This window comes from Actinomadura verrucosospora, assembly GCF_039540335.1.
In the GTDB taxonomy this organism is placed as follows: domain Bacteria; phylum Actinomycetota; class Actinomycetes; order Streptosporangiales; family Streptosporangiaceae; genus Spirillospora; species Spirillospora verrucosospora.
The window spans coordinates 129,419-144,733 of the sequence record NZ_BAABEV010000013.1 but is presented as its reverse complement, the minus strand read 5'-3'; the positions used below and the strand labels follow the sequence as shown (position 1 = coordinate 144,733).

Sequence of the window (15,315 nt, the reverse complement as noted above, 5' to 3'; positions counted from 1 at the left end):
AGCTGTCGGGTGCTACTTGACGCCGCCGGCGGTGAGGCCGGCGACGATCCGGCGCTGGAAGACCAGCACCACGGCGATGAGCGGGACGGTCACGATCACCCCGGCCGCCATCTGGGTGCCGAACGGCTGGTCGAACCCGGAGACGCCGGTGAACTTGGAGATCGCGACGGTCGCGGTCTGCATCTCCTTCTTGTTGACCATGGACAGCGCGATGAGGAACTCGTTCCACGCGGCGATGAAGGTCAGGATCGCCGTGGTGAACACCCCGGGCGCCGCCAGCGGCACGATGATCTTGCGGAAGGCCTGGCCGCGGGTGCAGCCGTCCACCATCGCCGCCTGCTCCAGCTCGAACGGCAGCTGCCGGAAGAACGCGGTGAGCAGCCACACCGACAGCGGCAGCGCGAACCCGAGGCTGGGCAGCACCATCGCCTGGTAGGTGTTGATCCACTTGATGTCGGTGAAGAGCTTCAGCAGCGGGACCAGCTGCGAGATTCCCGGGAACATCGTCGTCGCGACGATCAGCCCGAGCACCGCGTTCTTGAACCGGAAGTCCAGCCGGGCCAGCGCGTACGCGGTGAACGTGCCGACCAGCAGGGTGAGCACGGTGGTGGCGCCCGCCACGATGACGCTGTTCAGCAGGGCGCGGCCGAAGCCGTTGTCGCCGGAGAACACCGCGGAGAAGTTCTCCCACGACCACCGTGCCGGGACCGGCGAGTTGTCGAACTGGTCCTGCGGCCGGCGGAACGCCGAGACCGCCATCCAGTAGAACGGCGCGAGGCAGTACACCGCCACGGCGGCGAACCCGAGGGAGGACAGCGTCCGCTTCACCACTGAGCCGGTCATGCCGCCGCCCTCCTTCCGCCGCGCGGCGTCCGGACGGCGCGCGGGCGCCTGGTCCGCCGGGCCTCGCCGATGATGTCGGCGCCGAGCAGCTTCACGAACAGGTAGGCGATGAGCGCGATGTACAGGAACAGGACGGTCGCGTATGCCGCCGCCGACCCGTACCGCAGGTTGGACGCCTCGAACCAGGCGATCATCGTCAGCGTCTCCACGGACTTCTGGTTGACGCCGATCAGCACGGCGGGCAGGTCGAACATTCGCAGCACGTCCAGCATCCGGAACAGCACGGCGACCAGCAGCGCGGGCTTGACCAGCGGCAGCGTGATGCGGAAGAACTGCTGGACCGGGCCGGCGCCGTCCACCCGGGCGGCCTCGTAGACGTCCCGGGGGATCATCTGCAGCCCGGCGAGGACGAGCAGCCCGATGAACGGGGAGGTCTTCCACACTTCGGCGATGACGACGGCCGCCTTGGCGGGGAAGCCGTCGGCGGTCCACAGGATCTCCTGGCGCAGCACCGCGTTCGCGGCGCCGTCTGCCTGGAAGATCCACCGCCACAGCAGCCCGGAGATCGCGGTCGGGATCGCCCAGGGGACGAGGATGCTCGCGCGCACCAGCGCCCGCCCGCGGAACGCCTGCTGCATGATCAGCGCCATCGCGACGCCGATCACCGTCTCCAGCACGACCGTGGTGAGGGTGAAGAACGTGGTGTTGGAGAAGGCGTTCCAGAAGGCGTCGGCGCGGTCGCCCTGGAAGATCGCGGTGTAGTTGTCGAGGCCGACGAAGCGGTCGCCCTCGACGACGAACCCGTCGGCGTCCAGCCCCTCGCCGCGCGCGTACAGCGACTCGCGGAACCCGGCGAGGACCGGGTAGCCGATCACGAGGGCGAGCACGAGGAGGGTGGGCGACAGCAGAAGCGCCGCGAGCCGCCGCGTGCCCTGCACGTCGGACTTCGCGCGTCCGCGGGGCGCGCCCGCCGCGGCGGTGCCGGCGGCGGGCGCGCTCTCGGCGGTGGTCGTCCCGCTCACTGCGCGGTCAGCGGCTGGAGCTTGCCCTGCAGGTCCGTCAGGGCCTGGTCGGCGGGCTTCTTCCCGGTCACCGCGTCGTACATCTCACCCTGGATCGCGGCGGTGACGTCGCCGTACTTGACGGCGACCGGACGGGGCCTGGCGTTGGCGATGGCCTGCTTGAGGACGGGCAGGTACGGGAACTTCTTCACCATCTCGGGGTCGTCGTACAGCGCCGCGACGGTGGGCGCCTGCGAGGTCGCGAGGAGGTTGGCGCGCTGGGCCTGCTCGCCGGTGAGGTAGCGGATGAAGTCGAGCGAGGTCGCCTTGTTCTTGGCGAACGCGGAGATCGCGAGGTTGTGGCCGCCGAGGTTGGCGACGCCGGGGCCGTTCGGGCCGGGCAGCGGCGCGACCGCGAACCTGCCCGCCACCTTCGACGAGCCGTCGTCCGAGTTCGCCAGCCCGTACTGGTACGGCCACTGCCGCTGGAAGATCAGCTTGCCGGACTGGAAGTAGCGGCGGCCGCCCTCGGTGTCGAGGGTGACGGCCTCCTTCGGCATGTGGTCCTTCTTGGCGCCGACGAGGAACTCGACGCCCTGCTTGGCCTGCGGGGTGTTCAGCGAGGGCTTGCCGTCGGGGCCGATGATGGAGCCGCCGGCGCTCTCGATCGCCTCGACGGCGCTGATCGTCATGCTCTCGGTCTTGTTGACCTCGGTGAAGAAGCAGTCGGCGTCCTTCGCCTCGGGCAGCTTCTTGACCTTGGCGCAGTCGTCCCACATCTCGGTGTAGGTCTTCGGCGGGTCGGTGATGCCGGCCTTCTCCAGCAGGTCCTTGCGGAAGTAGAGCATCCCGGCGTCGGACGTGGACGGCACGGCGTACAGCTTGTCGCGGTACTGCCCGGTGGCGATGGTCGCGGGCAGCATCCTGGACAGGTCGATCTCGTCCTTGGGCAGCGGCGCGAGCCAGCGGTTGGCGGCGAACTCGGCCGTCCACACCACGTCGAGGTTCAGCACCGAGTAGGCGTCGGACCTGGTCGTGGCGTTCTGGATCATCTGCTGCCGCTGGTCGTTCGGCTCGTCCGGCAGTTCGATGATGCGGACCTGCTCCTTCGGGTGCTCGGTGTTCCAGCCGTCGAGCTGCTTCTGCAGGTAGCCCGAGCGGTCCTTGCCGGTCACGAAGGTGATCGGACCGCGGCCCTGCAGGCTCGCCGCGCCCGCGCCGCCCTTCGAGCCGCCGTCGTCGTCGCCGCCGCAGGCGGAGAGCGACAGCGCGAGGGCGGCGCAGACGACCGTGCCGCCGATCAGGGGAGTGCGCCGCATGGTGTCCTCCTTCGCGGGACGTCCCGCGCCGGGCCGTCGTCCCGCAGGTCAAGAGTTGGGGGTGGCTGGTCCGGGACGTTAGCAACGCGTTTCAGCCGCGTAAATCACTTGCAGAAACTTTCAGCAAGTTCGTGGCCGATCTGTAACCGTTTTGCACAGACCGGACAATCCGGTCGACATGCCCGCGGGGCCTGCGCCAGGCTGCCCGCGTGACGAACCCCGACCCCTCCGGCGCGCTCGACCTCGTCCGCGACCACACGATCCTGTCGGTCGTGGTCGGGTCGCGCGCGTACGGACTGGCCACCGATGAGAGCGACGTCGACCGGCGCGGCGTCTACGCGGCCCCGGCGCCCCTGTTCTGGCGTTTTACCAAGCCGCCGACGCATCTGGACGGCCCGCTGCCCGAGCAGTTCTCCTGGGAGCTGGAGCGCTTCTGCGAGCTGGCGCTGGCCGCGAACCCGACCGTCCTCGAATGCCTGTGGTCGCCGCTGGTCGAGCGGGTCACGCCGGTCGGGGAGGAGCTGCTTGCCGTGCGGCCGGCGTTCCTGTCCCGGCATGCGCACCGCACGTTCCTCCGCTACGCCGAGGCCCAGTTCCGCAAGCTGGACGGCGACTTGCGCAACGGCGGAGCGCCGCGCTGGAAGCACGTCATGCACATGCTGCGGCTGCTGGAGAGCGGCCTGCGCCTCGTCCGGCACGGCGAGCCGCGGCTGGAGGTCGGCGGCCTGCGCGAGCGGCTCCTCGCCGTCCGCCGCGGCGAAGTCGGCTGGGACGAGATCGGCGCGTGGCGCGCCTCCGTCGGCGCCGCGATGGACGAGGCCCTGGACCGAAGCCCGCTGCCGCCCGAGCCCGACCGCGCCGCGGTCGAGGAACTGCTGGTCTCCGTTCGACGTAGGAGTGTGACCTGGTGAACCTCCCCGAGGGCATGGCCGACCGCCTCGCCGCCGACCACCCCTACCCCCGCGCGTTCCTCACCGTCAGCGGCGCGCACCTGTACGGGTTCCCGTCGCGGGACTCCGACGTCGACCTGCGCGGCGTCCACCTGCTGCCGCTGGAGGAGGTCGTCGGCCTGGAGACGGGGGAGGAGACCGTCACGCTGATGTGGGACCACGCCGGAGTGGAGGCCGACGCGGTCACCCACGAACTGGCCAAGTTCTGCACGCTGCTCATGCGGCGCAACGGCTACGTCCTGGAGCAGGTCATGTCGCCCCTGGTCGTGGCCACCTCTCCCGTGCACGCGGAGCTGAAGTCCCTCGTCCCCGGGCTGGTCACCTTCAACCACGCGCACCACTACCTGGGGTTCGCGCGGTCCCAGTGGAAGCTCTTCGAGCGCTCGCGGGAGCTCAAACCGCTCCTTTACACGTTCCGGGTGCTGCTGACGGGAGTCCACCTGATGCGGACCGGCGAGGTCGAGGCCGACCTGACCCGGCTCGCCGGAGACGGGCCGTCCTACCTGCCCGAGCTGATCGAGGCGAAGCGGGCCGCCGAGCACGCCGCGCTGCCGGACGACGCGCCGGACCCGGCCCGCCTGCAGGACGACGTCGCCGCTCTCAGCGTCCTTCTGGAAAGCGAACGCGACCGCAGCGCCCTCCCCGAGGCACCCGCGAACCGCCGCGCCCTCCACGACTTGGTGGTCCGCGTCCGCCTGGGCTGAACCCTGAGGCGCCTCCCCTGCGTGCCATCGGTTGTACGGACCGTTTTGGGACACAACCACCTCGGGCGTTCGCGACGTACCAGGGGTGGTTGTGTAGCCAGGGAAGGGGAGCGATGGACGAGGGCATCGACCAGAAGGACATCGCGGAGGCGGACCTCAGAACCCGGCGCGGTGTGTTCCGCGCCGTCGCGTTCCGGGACCCGGTCGACGGGCACGAGCACATGGCGCTGGTGCGGGGCGAGGTGCGGGGGCGCGACGACGTGCTCGTCCGGATGCACTCCGAGTGCATGACGGGCGACATCTTCGGCGCGACGCGCTGCGAGTGCGGGGACCAGCTCGGCGCCGCCCTGGACGCCATCGCCCGCGAGGGCGCCGGTGCACTGGTCTACCTGCGCGGCCACGAGGGCCGCGGGATCGGGCTGGTGGCGAAGGTCCGGACCCACATCCTGCAGGACGACCAGGGACTGGACACCGTCGACTCCGCCACGGCCATCGGGCTGCCGGTGGACGTGCGCGACTACGGCCCGGCCGCCCGGATCCTGCGGCACCTCGGCGTCCGGTCGGTGCGGCTGATGTCCAACAACCCGGTCAAGGTGAGCGCGCTGGAGTCCTACGGGGTCGCCGTCGCGGCGCGCGTCCCGCTGCTCGTCCCGGTCAGCGCCGACAACGTCCGCTACCTCACCGCCAAGCGCGACCGGCTCGGCCACGACCTCCCGCAGCTCGACGCCCCCGCCGGGGCGCTCGGCGAGGTGCGGCGATGACGCGGCCGACGGCGCTGCCGCGCCCGGCGCCGGCCGGGCTCCCGGCCCCGCGCCGTCCCCGCCTGACGAGGGGACCGGAGCTGGCCGCGGCCGTCGCCGCCCAGCTCGCCCTGCTGGCGCTGCTCCGTCCCGGCCACGCGGGCCTGGCCGTGGGCGTCGGGTACGCGCTGGCCTCGTGGGCGCTGCTGACCGCCGCGTTCCGGCGGCGGCGGGCGCTGGGGCCGGCCGATCACGTGACGCTGGCGCGGGTGGTCCTCACCGGGGGTGTCGCGGCGCTGGTCGCGGGGCATCTCACCGGTGACGCCGGCCTCTGGCCGCTGGTCGCGGCCGCTTCCGCGGCCCTCGTGCTGGACGGCGTCGACGGTCGGGTCGCACGGCGCACCGGGACGGTGTCCAGGCTCGGGGCGCGGTTCGACATGGAGACCGACGCGGTCCTGGTGCTGGTGCTGAGCGTCGAGGTCGCGCGGACGGCGGGCCTGTGGGTGCTGGCGATCGGGGCGATGCGGTACGCGTTCGGCGCGGCGGCCTGGACGGCGCCGTGGCTGCGCGCGGAGCTGCGGCCGAGCATCGCGCGCAAGGCCGTCGCCGTGGTGCAGGGGGTGGCGCTGGTCGTCGCGGCGTCGGGCGTCGTGCCGCACTCGGGCGCGCTCGTGGCGGCGGCGCTGGCGCTGCTGGTGTGGTCCTTCGGACGGGACGTGGCGTGGCTGGCGAAGCGGCGGCGCACGGCGGATCGTGTGACCGCCACCGGAGAGGCGCAAGGAACTCAGGAGAACCGGACGATTCGGGGAAGGGGCACGGATGGAGCGCGACGCGCGCGCCTTCTGGATCCGGTCGCCAGGTGAGGGCGAGATCCGCGATGTCGTCCTCCCCGAACCGGGGCCGGGGGAGGTGCTCGTCCGGACGCTCTTCTCGGGCGTGAGCCGCGGCACCGAGGCGATCGTGTTCCGCGGCGGCGTCCCGCCGAACCAGCACGCCGTCATGCGGGCGCCGTTCCAGGACGGGGCGTTCCCCGGCCCGGTCAAGTACGGGTACCTCAACGTCGGCGTGGTCGAGCACGGCCCCGCCGAGCTGGCCGGCCGCACGGTGTTCTGCCTCTATCCGCACCAGACCCGGTACGTCGTCCCGGCGAGCGCGGTCAGCGCCGTCCCGGACGGCGTGCCGCCGGAGCGGGCGATCCTCGCCGGGACGGTGGAGACGGCCGTGAACGCGCTGTGGGACGCGGCGCCGCTCGTCGGCGACCGCATCGCCGTGGTCGGCGCCGGGATGGTCGGCTGCTCGGTCGCCGGCGTGCTCGCGGGCTTCCCGGGATGCCGGATCCAGCTGGTCGACACCGACCCGTCCCGCGCGGACGTCGCGCGGGCGCTCGGCGTCGGGTTCGCCCATCCCGACCAGGCCGAGGGCGGCTGCGACCTGGTCGTGCACGCGAGCGCGTCCGAGGCCGGGCTCGCCCGGTCGCTGGAGCTGCTCGCACCGGAGGGGGAGGTGATCGAGCTGAGCTGGTACGGCGACCGGCGGGTCACCGTCCCGCTCGGGGAGTTCTTCCACTCGCGGCGGCTGGCGATCCGGGGCAGCCAGGTCGGCGCCGTGCCGCCGTCCCGCCGGTCGCGCCGCGGCTTCGCCGACCGGATCGCGCTCGCGCTGCGGCTGCTCGCCGACCCCGCCTTCGGCGAGCTGATCACCGGGGAGAGCCCGTTCGCCGAGCTGCCGCGGCTGATGCCGCGCCTCGCGGGCGGCGAGCAGCCCGCCCTGTGCCACCGGATCGCCTACTGAGGCGGGACCGCCCGCCGAGCCTGCTTACCGAGGAGGACGTTCGTTGTTCGCCATCACCGTCCGCGACCACGTCATGATCGCGCACAGTTTCCGCGGCGAGGTCTTCGGGCCCGCGCAGCACCTGCACGGCGCGACGTTCGTGGTGGACGCGACCTTCCGCCGGGCCGACCTCGACCCGGACGGCATCGTCGTCGACATCGGGCTCGCCACCAGCGAGCTCGGCGAGGTCCTGGGCGCGCTGAACTACCGCAACCTGGACGACGAGCCGGACTTCGCCGGGGTCAACACCTCGACGGAGTTCCTCGCCAAGGTCATCGCCGACCGGCTCGCCGACCGGGTGCGCGCCGGCGCGTTCGGCGCCAACGCCGCCGGCCTGGCCGGCATCACGGTGACGCTGCACGAGTCGCACGTCGCCTGGGCCAGCTACGAGCGTGAACTGTGACGTCCCGCGAGGTGTGCGTGGTCGTCCCGGCCGGCGTCGACGACGCCGCCGCCCCGAGCGGCGGCAACCGCTACGACCGGCGGCTGTGCGAGGAGCTCGCGGCGTCCGGGCGCCCCGTCCGGGAGGTGGCGGTGCCCGGCGCCTGGCCGCGGCCTGACCGGGCGGCCCGCGCCGGTCTGGGACGCGCGCTGGCCGCGCTGCCCGGCGGGTCCGTCGTCCTCATGGACGGGCTGGTGGCGTGCGGCGTCCCGGAGATCGTCGTCCCGGAGGCGGCGCGGCTGCGGCTCGCCGTCCTCGTCCACCTCCCGCTCGCCGACGAACCCGGGCAGGGCGATCTGAACGCGGGCGAACGCGAGGTGCTGGAGGCGGCCGGGGCCGTCGTCGCGACGAGCCCGTGGGCCCGGGACCACCTGATCGCCCACCACGGCCTGGAGCCGTCCCGCGTCCACGCCGTCGCCCCGGGCACCGACCCGGCGCCGCTCGCGTCCGGCACCGACGGCGCGACGCGGCTGCTGTGCGTGGCGTCGGTGACCCCGCGCAAGGGGCACGACGTCCTCGTGGAGGCGCTCGCCACCATCGCGCACCTGTCCTGGGACTGCGAGTGCGTCGGGCCGCTGGGCGGCGACCCGGAACACGTCGCGCGGGTCCGGCGGCTGATCGGCGGGCACCGGCTCGACGGGCGCGTCGAGCTGACGGGTCCGCTGACCGGCAAGCGGCTGGACGACGCCTACGCCGGTGCCGACCTGCTCGTCCTGGCGTCCCGCGCGGAGACGTTCGGGATGGTGGTGACCGAGGCGCTGGCGCGCGGCGTCCCGGTGCTCGCGACCTCGGTGGACGGGGTCCCGGACACGCTGGGCTGGGATCCGTCCGGGGCCGTCCCCGGCATGCTCGTGCCGCCGGACGACCCCGTCGCGCTGGGCGCGGCGCTGCGCCGCTGGCTCGTCGAACCGGAGCTGCGCGACCGGCTGCGCGCCTCCGCCCGGCTGCGGCGCGGCACGCTGCCCGGCTGGGACGACACCGCCCGCCGCATGGGAACCGTCTTGTCGAAGCTGCGAAGGGAGGCGCCATGACGGGGGTCGAGGCGCGAGGAGGCGCTGTGACGGAGTTCGATCCATCCTGGCTGGAGCTGCGCGAGGGCGCGGACGCGACGGCGCGGGCCACGGAGCTGCTCGACCCGCTCCGCGCCGCGCTCCCGGCGGACGGGCCGCTGGTCATCTGGGACCTCGGGTGCGGCACCGGCTCCCAGGGGCGCTGGCTGTCCGGGCGGCTGCGCGGCCCTCAGCACTGGATCCTGCACGACGCCGATCCGCGCCTGCTCGACCGCGCCCGCGCGAGCGAGTACGCGACCGCCGACGGGACGCCCGCGACGGTCGAGACGCGCGCGGGCGGCATCGGCGCGCTCCGCGCGTCCGACCTGGTGGGCGCGTCGCTGGTCACCGCGTCCGCGCTGCTGGACGTGCTCACCGCCGCCGAGGTCGAGGCGATCGCCGCCGCGGTCGCCTGCCCGGCGCTGCTCACCCTGTCGGTCGTCGGGCGCGTCCGCCTCTCCCCGCCCGAGCCGCTCGACGCTGAGTTCGCCGCCGCCTTCGACGCCCACCAGCGCGGCGGCGGCCGACTCGGGCCCGACGCCGTCGCCGCCGCGACCCGGGCGTTCGGCCGCCGCGGCGCGTCGGTCCAGGCGCGCCCGAGCCCGTGGCGGCTCGGCCCCGGCCAGGCCGCGCTGACCGCTCAGTGGCTGCGCGGCTGGGTCGCCGCCGCCGTCGAGCAGCGGCCCGACCTGGCCCCCTTCACCGAGGACTACCTCGGCCGCCGCCTCACCGAGTGCGCCGCCGGGCGCCTCACCGCCGAGGTCCACCACGTCGACCTCCTCGTCCTCCCCGGGAGCGCCCCGTGACGAAGTTCCTGCCCTGGCTGCGCCCGCTCGCCGGGCTGGGCATCCTCGCCGCGCTCCTGTGGTGGCACAGCACGGACGCGTTCGTGGACGCGCTCCACGCCGTGAACGCCGGGGCCGTGGCGGCGGCGCTCGCTCTGGGCCTGCTGACCACCGTGCTCAGCGCGGCCCGCTGGCGGCTGGTCGCGCTTCGGCTCGGCCTCCACCTGCCGCTGGGCGGAGCCGTCGCGGACTACTACCGGTCCCAGTTCCTCAACGCCGTGCTGCCCGCGGGCGTGCTCGGGGACGTGCACCGCGCGGTGAGCCACGGGAACCGGTCGGGCGATGTCGCGCGCGGCGTGCGGGCCGTGTTCCTCGAACGCGTCGCCGGTCAGGGCGTCGCGATCGCCGCGGGCGCCGCCGCGCTGCTCGCCCACCCCGCGCTCGTGTCGGCGCTGGCGCCCGCCCTGGTCCCGGCGGGAGCCGTCCTGGCCGCGGTGCTGGTCCTCGCACGGTGGCGGCGCCGCGCGCTGGCGCCGGCGTTCGCGGACGTGCGCGCCGCCCTGCGCGCCTGGCCCGCGATCGTGGGCCTGTCGGCCGCGGCGCTGGCCGGTCACCTGGCCCTGTTCGTGGTCGCCGCCCGCCTCGCCGGCGCGACGGCCCCGCTGCTCACCCTCCTGCCGCTGCTCCTGCTGGCGCTCCTGGTGATGGTGCTGCCGGTGAACGTCGGCGGCTGGGGACCGCGCGAGGCCGTGCTCGCCCTGGCGTTCGGCGCGGCCGGGCTCGGCTCAGCGCAGGGCCTGACCGTCGCCGTCGTGTACGGGGTTCTCACCTTCGTCGCGTCCCTGCCCGGCGCGGCCGCCCTGCTGCTGAAGCACCGCGAGGACGTCCCCGAACGACGCGACGAAGCTCCGCAGCGTCTCCCGGCCCTTGTCGGCGCTGGCCAGTGACGGCCGCCCGACCACGCCCGACGTCGTGTAGGCCGCCATCCCCGTCGTCAGGAGGTGCCGCCGGTCGTCGGCCAGATGGTCGGCGGTCCGGTACCCGTCCCGGACCAGCTCCGGATGGGCGTGCAGCAGGATGGAGGTCTCCAGCTCCCCGGCGTGCATGTCGCTGACCGCGGACGTCTCCGCGCCGGACGCCCTCTCCGCCGCCTCCCAGTGCTCCATCGCGGGGAACAGGGCCATGTCGCCGTGCGCCTCCTGCACGACGTTGCCGAGCACGTAGTTGCCCCCGTGCCCGTTGACCAGCACGAGCTTGGGGACGCCGGCCCGGCGCAGCGACTCGGCGACGTCCCTGACCACCGCGTACAGGGTCGCCGCCGAGATGCTCACCGTCCCGGGCCAGTCCGCGTGCTCATGCGAGCACGAGATCGTCACTGGCGGGAGCGTCCGCACCGGGTACGCCTTCGCGATCTCCGCCGCGATCGTGCACGCGATCACCGTGTCCGTCGCGAGGGGAAGGAACGGGCCGTGCTGCTCGTGGCTCCCGATCGGCAGGACAGCCACGGGGACGTCCGGGACCTCGGGACTCGTGTGCGTCGGCAGCATGACCCACAGCTTGCCGCATCCGTCCGGCCAGGGAAACCAGCGCCATGGCGCCGGCCAGCAGGAGCGCGGCGACGATCCCGTCCGTCCAGTAGTGGTTGGCCGTCACCACCACCACGAGGACCGTGAGCGGCGCGTGCAGCGCGACGACCCACCGCCACCGGCTCCGCGACACCCGCAGTACCGCCACGGCCACCAGGATCGCCCACCCGATGTGCAGGGACGGCATGGCCGCGTACTGGTTGGCGATCCCGTCGGCCGCCGCCGGATAGGCCGACGGCCCCACGGTCAGCATCGTGTCGACGGCCCCGATCCCCGCCAGCCGGGGCGGCGCCAGCGGGAACATCGTGTGCACCACGAGGCCGGCCGCCGTCAGCGCCACCAGTTCGTTGCGGACCCTGGCATAGGCGGACCTGTGCCGCACATAAAGCCAGATCAGCAGCAACGCCGTTCCGGGAAAATGGACGCTCACGTAATAGACATTGGCGAGGAAGGCCGCGTGGTCCCATCCGAGCGCCCAATGCTGGAATCCGACCTCGCTCGGCAGCCATTCCCGCTCGAACCGCCACAGCCCGTGCGCGTTCGCCATCGCCTGCCCGGGGCCGCCCTCGATCAGCGTCCGGCCCCACTTGTAGAAGGCGAACAGGACCGCCAGCAGCCCCACCTCGGTGAGCAGCGGCCGCATCCGGCCGCGCACCGCCCCGCCTACTGCCGCTCCGCTCACCATCGTGCCTCCCAGCCCGGTCGTCCCCGTCCATCTCAACCCTCGCGTCTGACATTTCCGGAGACACTGGGTTCAGCTACCCGATCATGGGAGGTAAAACCCACCCCTGGTGGTGGGGTTGACTCCACCCCCTGACGTAGATTTCCGACCTATGATCACCGGTGAATGGCTCAACCCGCCGCCGTCCGCGACGCCCGACGGCCCCGCCCTCGTCGTCACCGCGGCGCGGGGCGGCGACTTCTGGCGCACGACGTCCTACGGCTACGACCGCGACAGCGGGCACGCCCTGCTGTCCCCGTTCGGCCCCGAGGCCGCGATCGAGGTCTCCTTCGTCGCCGCCTACGACCACCAGTTCGACCAGGCCGGCCTCCTCGTCCGCCTCTCCGCGACGACCTGGATCAAGGCGGGCGCCGAGTACTGCGACGGCGCCCTCCAGTTGGGCGCGGTGGTCACCCACGGCGTGTCCGACTGGTCCTCGGCGCCCGTGCCGTGGCAGGGCCGCGAGGTGACCATCCGCGCCAGCCGCTCGGGCGACGCCGTGACCGTCCGCGCCCGCGCCGGCGACGAGCCCTGGAGGATGATCCGCCTGGCGCCCTTCCCTCCCGGCGTCATGGCCGCCGCGGGCCCCTACTGCTGCGCCCCCGAACGCGACGGCCTGACCGTCCGCTTCACCCGCGTCGCCGAAACTCGGCCCGACGCGGCCCTGCATCCATGAAGCCGCCTATTTGCAGTCGAATTCCTTGGTGGCCCCGGTGCTCAGAGCGCAGTCCAGCGGCCACGCCTGACCGGAGACCCCGTGGAAGGTGAGATGCCACCGGCCGCCCGTGTCGCGCAGCAGCGCGTAGCCGTGAACGCCCCGTGAGACCGAGTGCTGCACGGTCTCGCCGTCGACGGTCTTGCCCATCACCTTGCTGTCGTCCGGCGGCGTGTCGAGCGTCGTCCCGGACGAGCCCACGGTCAGCTGCGGCGGACGCGAGCTGTTGAGGAAGTCGAGCATCTGGTAGAGGTGCACGTGCCCGGACATCACCAGGTCGATGTTGCCGGCCAGCGCCCCCTTCGCCGTCTGCCCGACCGCGTTAGCCAGCGTCGGGTTGATCCACGTCACGGCGGTGGACGAGGCCTGCTTGACCATCCACAGCGGCTTGTGGGTGATCAGGAAGTAGTCGTGCGTCGGATGGTTGGCGGCCAGGGCGTTCACCTCGTCGAACCATTTCGCGTATTGGGCGGCCTGGGCCTGGTCCGGCTTGTTCCTCTCACTCGCCGAGCTGGAGTCGAACAGGATGAAATGCAGCGTGCCCGCATTGATCTGGACGGGCTCGGCCTGCGTCTGCGGCAGGGAGAAGCACTCGTTGTCCTTCTGCGGAACCGCGGCGAAATAGCGGAACCATTCGGCGCCCCGCCCCACTTTCGGAGGCGTGCAGACCTCGTGGTTGCCCCGCGCGAAGATGAACGGCGCCTCGGCGAGCAGGGCCTGCGCGGGCCGCAGGAAGTCCTTGATAAGGCAGCTCCAGTCGGCGGCCTGCCCCTGCGTGTCGCACCCCGGCGTGGCGTCGTTCGCGCCTTCCGGCGTCTCCCGGTACATGTAGTCGCCGACGTGGACGACCAGGTCCGGCCGGGACTGCGCCGCCGCGTGCACCGAGAGCGGCTCCAGCGGCCAGTTCTTCTGGCAGTCCTGGTTCTTCGGGGCGCCGACCGTGGGCGAGACGACCTCGCACCCCGCGTCACCGATCACCGCGACGCTCCGGGGACGCCCGTTCACGGGCCACTCGGGCAGCGGAAGCTGGAGGTTCCCCGGATGCACGGTGGCCGCATTGGTCGTGGACGGCTCGATCAGCGCGTTGCTCGCCCCGTCGGGGACCGGCGCCACGCAGAAGGTCGTCGGGAACTGCTGGAGCCCGCCGCCGGTGACGAAAGGATCGCTGACCTTCCTCAGCACCGCCGTCTGCGTCTTGCCTCCCAGGGTGTACTGGAGGGTGGGGCAGTTCCCGGCGGGCTTCTCGGTGGTGGCGAACCGGACCTCGGTCGTGTGGCTCGTCCCGTTCACCAACTGCGTCCAGGCCCACGCCTCGCCGTTCTTCCCGGCACCGGGAGGCGTGGGCTTCGGAGACGGGCTCGGAGCGGACTGCGCGAGCCCGGACATCACGGCGACCAGCAGGCCCACGACGGCCGCCACCGCCGCAGCTATTCGCGACATTAACCAGGTATCCCATCAGATCAAGAGAAATGGACTATTCGGACGCCTTTCCATTAGTGCCCGACGCCGGTCGATCTGCCCTGGTTGTCCGCCGCCATGTCCGCCGCCGCGTGCGGTGTTGTTCAAGTTATGCCCGGCTCATTCCAACCCCGCCCGCGCCTCCGGGTAAAACGCGAATCGGGCTACGGACGGGGGATGGCGACCGCGTTGTACGAGACGTCCGGCGTCGGTCCCGTGGCGAAGAACCGGATGTTGGGGAGGTACAGCCGCGAGCCGAAGGCGGCCACGGTCGTCGGCAGGGCGAGCCGGGCATCCGTCACCCGCCGAACGACGCGGCCGTCGGTCCCGTCCGCGTCCAGTCGCACGACGGCCACGGTGTTGAGCCGGTTCTGCACCGCGTACAGCGTCCGGCCCCGCAGCAGCAGCCCGTCGCCTTCCGGCAGCGACTCGCCGTGCAGGTTCACCCGGCGGGTCTCGCCCGTCGGCTCGACGCGGAACAGCCCGCCGGTGTTCGACTGCACCACCAGCAGTCCCCGCCCGTCCGGTGTAGGGGTGATGCCGTTGGCGTTGAACCCCGCGCTGCCGGGACTGTCGGGACTGCCCTGGTACACCAGGTCGCCGGTCAGGGGGATCCGGACCGCGGCGGCGGGGAGCCGTCCACCGTCGAGCGGCAGCTTGTAGAGCACCGGGTCGGTGGAGTCGGTGAACCACGCGGCGCCCTGCGTGATGATGACGTCGTTGACGAACGACGGGCCGGTGGCCAGCCGGTAGGACGCCAGCACCCGTCCGGTCCGGGCGTCGAGGACGCGGGCGTCGCCACCCGTGCCGCCCGCCACGAACAGCCGTCCGCGCCCGTCGCTCTTGAGCCCGAGGGCCTGCGTGCCCGGCCCCCGGCCGAGGACGGCCCCGGCCCCCGTGCGCAGGTCGGCGCGGTAGACCGACCCATCGGCCATGGAGCCGACATAGGCGACCGGCCCGGGGCCGATCGCGATGCCTTCGGGCTGGAACCCGTCCGGCAGCCGGATCGTGGTCGGGTACACCGTCCCGCCCCCGGCGTCCGCCGCCTGGGCAGGCGCGCTGGTCGCGGCGGCCAGCCCGAACACCAGCACGGCAGAGATCGTCCGACGTCGCATGAAGCAACCTCTCAACGTTGAAGTGTTTAACGTTGAGGACGGTAGGCCGGATGCTAC

At 72.8% G+C, this 15,315-nt stretch carries 15 protein-coding genes and 2 pseudogenes; 10 read left to right on the top strand and 7 right to left on the bottom strand.

Annotated features, from left to right (window positions below; all coding sequences use genetic code 11):
- Positions 1 to 12 precede the first annotated feature (12 nt).
- The 3 genes from ABD944_RS17150 to ABD944_RS17140 are packed head-to-tail and all read right to left on the bottom strand — an operon-like array spanning position 13 to position 3,163.
- Positions 13 to 843: a carbohydrate ABC transporter permease gene (locus tag ABD944_RS17150; protein ID WP_345177546.1), complete on the bottom strand. Its 831-nt coding sequence runs from the start codon at positions 841 to 843 to the stop codon at positions 13 to 15.
- Entirely contained in the window at positions 840 to 1,865 is a 1,026-nt protein-coding gene (locus ABD944_RS17145) for a carbohydrate ABC transporter permease (RefSeq protein ID WP_345177544.1), read from the bottom strand. Before ABD944_RS17145 ends, ABD944_RS17150 begins: the two co-directional genes overlap by 4 nt.
- Positions 1,862 to 3,163: an ABC transporter substrate-binding protein gene (locus ABD944_RS17140; protein ID WP_345177541.1), complete on the bottom strand. Its 1,302-nt coding sequence runs from the start codon at positions 3,161 to 3,163 to the stop codon at positions 1,862 to 1,864. Before ABD944_RS17140 ends, ABD944_RS17145 begins: the two co-directional genes overlap by 4 nt.
- 209 nt (positions 3,164 to 3,372) lie before the next feature.
- Between ABD944_RS17140 and ABD944_RS17135 the strand changes: the two genes are divergently transcribed.
- From ABD944_RS17135 to ABD944_RS17095, 9 genes and pseudogenes are all read left to right on the top strand, one after another.
- Positions 3,373 to 4,074, top strand: a complete 702-nt coding sequence (locus tag ABD944_RS17135) for a nucleotidyltransferase domain-containing protein (protein ID WP_345177540.1) — start codon at positions 3,373 to 3,375, stop codon at positions 4,072 to 4,074.
- Positions 4,071 to 4,817 (top strand): nucleotidyltransferase domain-containing protein, encoded by a 747-nt coding sequence (locus ABD944_RS17130; protein ID WP_345177538.1) that lies wholly within the window; start codon positions 4,071 to 4,073, stop codon positions 4,815 to 4,817. The genes ABD944_RS17135 and ABD944_RS17130 overlap by 4 nt, the downstream gene beginning before the upstream one ends.
- Before the next feature lie 113 nt (positions 4,818 to 4,930).
- Complete coding sequence (ribA, locus tag ABD944_RS17125) at positions 4,931 to 5,578, top strand: GTP cyclohydrolase II (RefSeq protein WP_345177536.1); 648 nt, start codon at positions 4,931 to 4,933, stop codon at positions 5,576 to 5,578.
- Entirely contained in the window at positions 5,575 to 6,420 is an 846-nt protein-coding gene (locus tag ABD944_RS17120; RefSeq protein ID WP_345177533.1) for a CDP-alcohol phosphatidyltransferase family protein, read from the top strand. Before ribA ends, ABD944_RS17120 begins: the two co-directional genes overlap by 4 nt.
- Positions 6,377 to 7,348: a zinc-dependent alcohol dehydrogenase gene (locus tag ABD944_RS17115; RefSeq protein WP_345177531.1), complete on the top strand. Its 972-nt coding sequence runs from the start codon at positions 6,377 to 6,379 to the stop codon at positions 7,346 to 7,348. The genes ABD944_RS17120 and ABD944_RS17115 overlap by 44 nt, the downstream gene beginning before the upstream one ends.
- A gap of 43 nt (positions 7,349 to 7,391) precedes the next feature.
- Positions 7,392 to 7,790 (top strand): 6-pyruvoyl trahydropterin synthase family protein, encoded by a 399-nt coding sequence (locus ABD944_RS17110; RefSeq protein WP_345177530.1) that lies wholly within the window; start codon positions 7,392 to 7,394, stop codon positions 7,788 to 7,790.
- Positions 7,787 to 8,860 (top strand): glycosyltransferase family 4 protein, encoded by a 1,074-nt coding sequence (locus tag ABD944_RS17105; protein ID WP_345177528.1) that lies wholly within the window; start codon positions 7,787 to 7,789, stop codon positions 8,858 to 8,860. The genes ABD944_RS17110 and ABD944_RS17105 overlap by 4 nt, the downstream gene beginning before the upstream one ends.
- Positions 8,861 to 8,886: 26 nt before the next feature.
- Complete coding sequence (locus tag ABD944_RS17100; protein WP_345177526.1) at positions 8,887 to 9,684, top strand: SAM-dependent methyltransferase; 798 nt, start codon at positions 8,887 to 8,889, stop codon at positions 9,682 to 9,684.
- Positions 9,612 to 10,454: pseudogene (locus ABD944_RS17095) on the top strand (lysylphosphatidylglycerol synthase domain-containing protein); the annotation flags it as partial. The gene ABD944_RS17100 and the pseudogene ABD944_RS17095, both read left to right, overlap by 73 nt.
- Here ABD944_RS17095 and ABD944_RS17090 read toward each other — a convergent pair.
- Positions 10,449 to 11,210 carry a creatininase family protein gene (locus tag ABD944_RS17090; RefSeq protein WP_345177523.1) on the bottom strand — a complete coding sequence of 254 codons (762 nt, stop codon included), beginning with the start codon at positions 11,208 to 11,210 and terminating at the stop codon, positions 10,449 to 10,451. The pseudogene ABD944_RS17095 and the gene ABD944_RS17090 sit on opposite strands and share 6 nt — an antisense overlap.
- A gap of 52 nt (positions 11,211 to 11,262) precedes the next feature.
- Positions 11,263 to 11,796: pseudogene (locus ABD944_RS17085) on the bottom strand (phosphatase PAP2 family protein); the annotation flags it as partial.
- A 286-nt stretch (positions 11,797 to 12,082) separates the two neighbouring features.
- Between ABD944_RS17085 and ABD944_RS17080 the strand changes: the two are divergent.
- On the top strand, positions 12,083 to 12,646 hold the full coding sequence (locus ABD944_RS17080) for a DUF1349 domain-containing protein (protein ID WP_345177520.1): 564 nt from the start codon (positions 12,083 to 12,085) through the stop codon (positions 12,644 to 12,646).
- Positions 12,647 to 12,652: 6 nt separating this feature from the next.
- Here ABD944_RS17080 and ABD944_RS17075 read toward each other — a convergent pair whose 3' ends face one another.
- Together ABD944_RS17075 and ABD944_RS17070 are read right to left on the bottom strand one after the other, a co-directional pair.
- Positions 12,653 to 14,125 carry a metallophosphoesterase family protein gene (locus ABD944_RS17075; RefSeq protein ID WP_345177518.1) on the bottom strand — a complete coding sequence of 491 codons (1,473 nt, stop codon included), beginning with the start codon at positions 14,123 to 14,125 and terminating at the stop codon, positions 12,653 to 12,655.
- Between the two features lie 182 nt (positions 14,126 to 14,307).
- Entirely contained in the window at positions 14,308 to 15,258 is a 951-nt protein-coding gene (locus ABD944_RS17070; protein WP_345177516.1) for an SMP-30/gluconolactonase/LRE family protein, read from the bottom strand.
- Between the last annotated feature and the right edge of the window lie 57 nt (positions 15,259 to 15,315).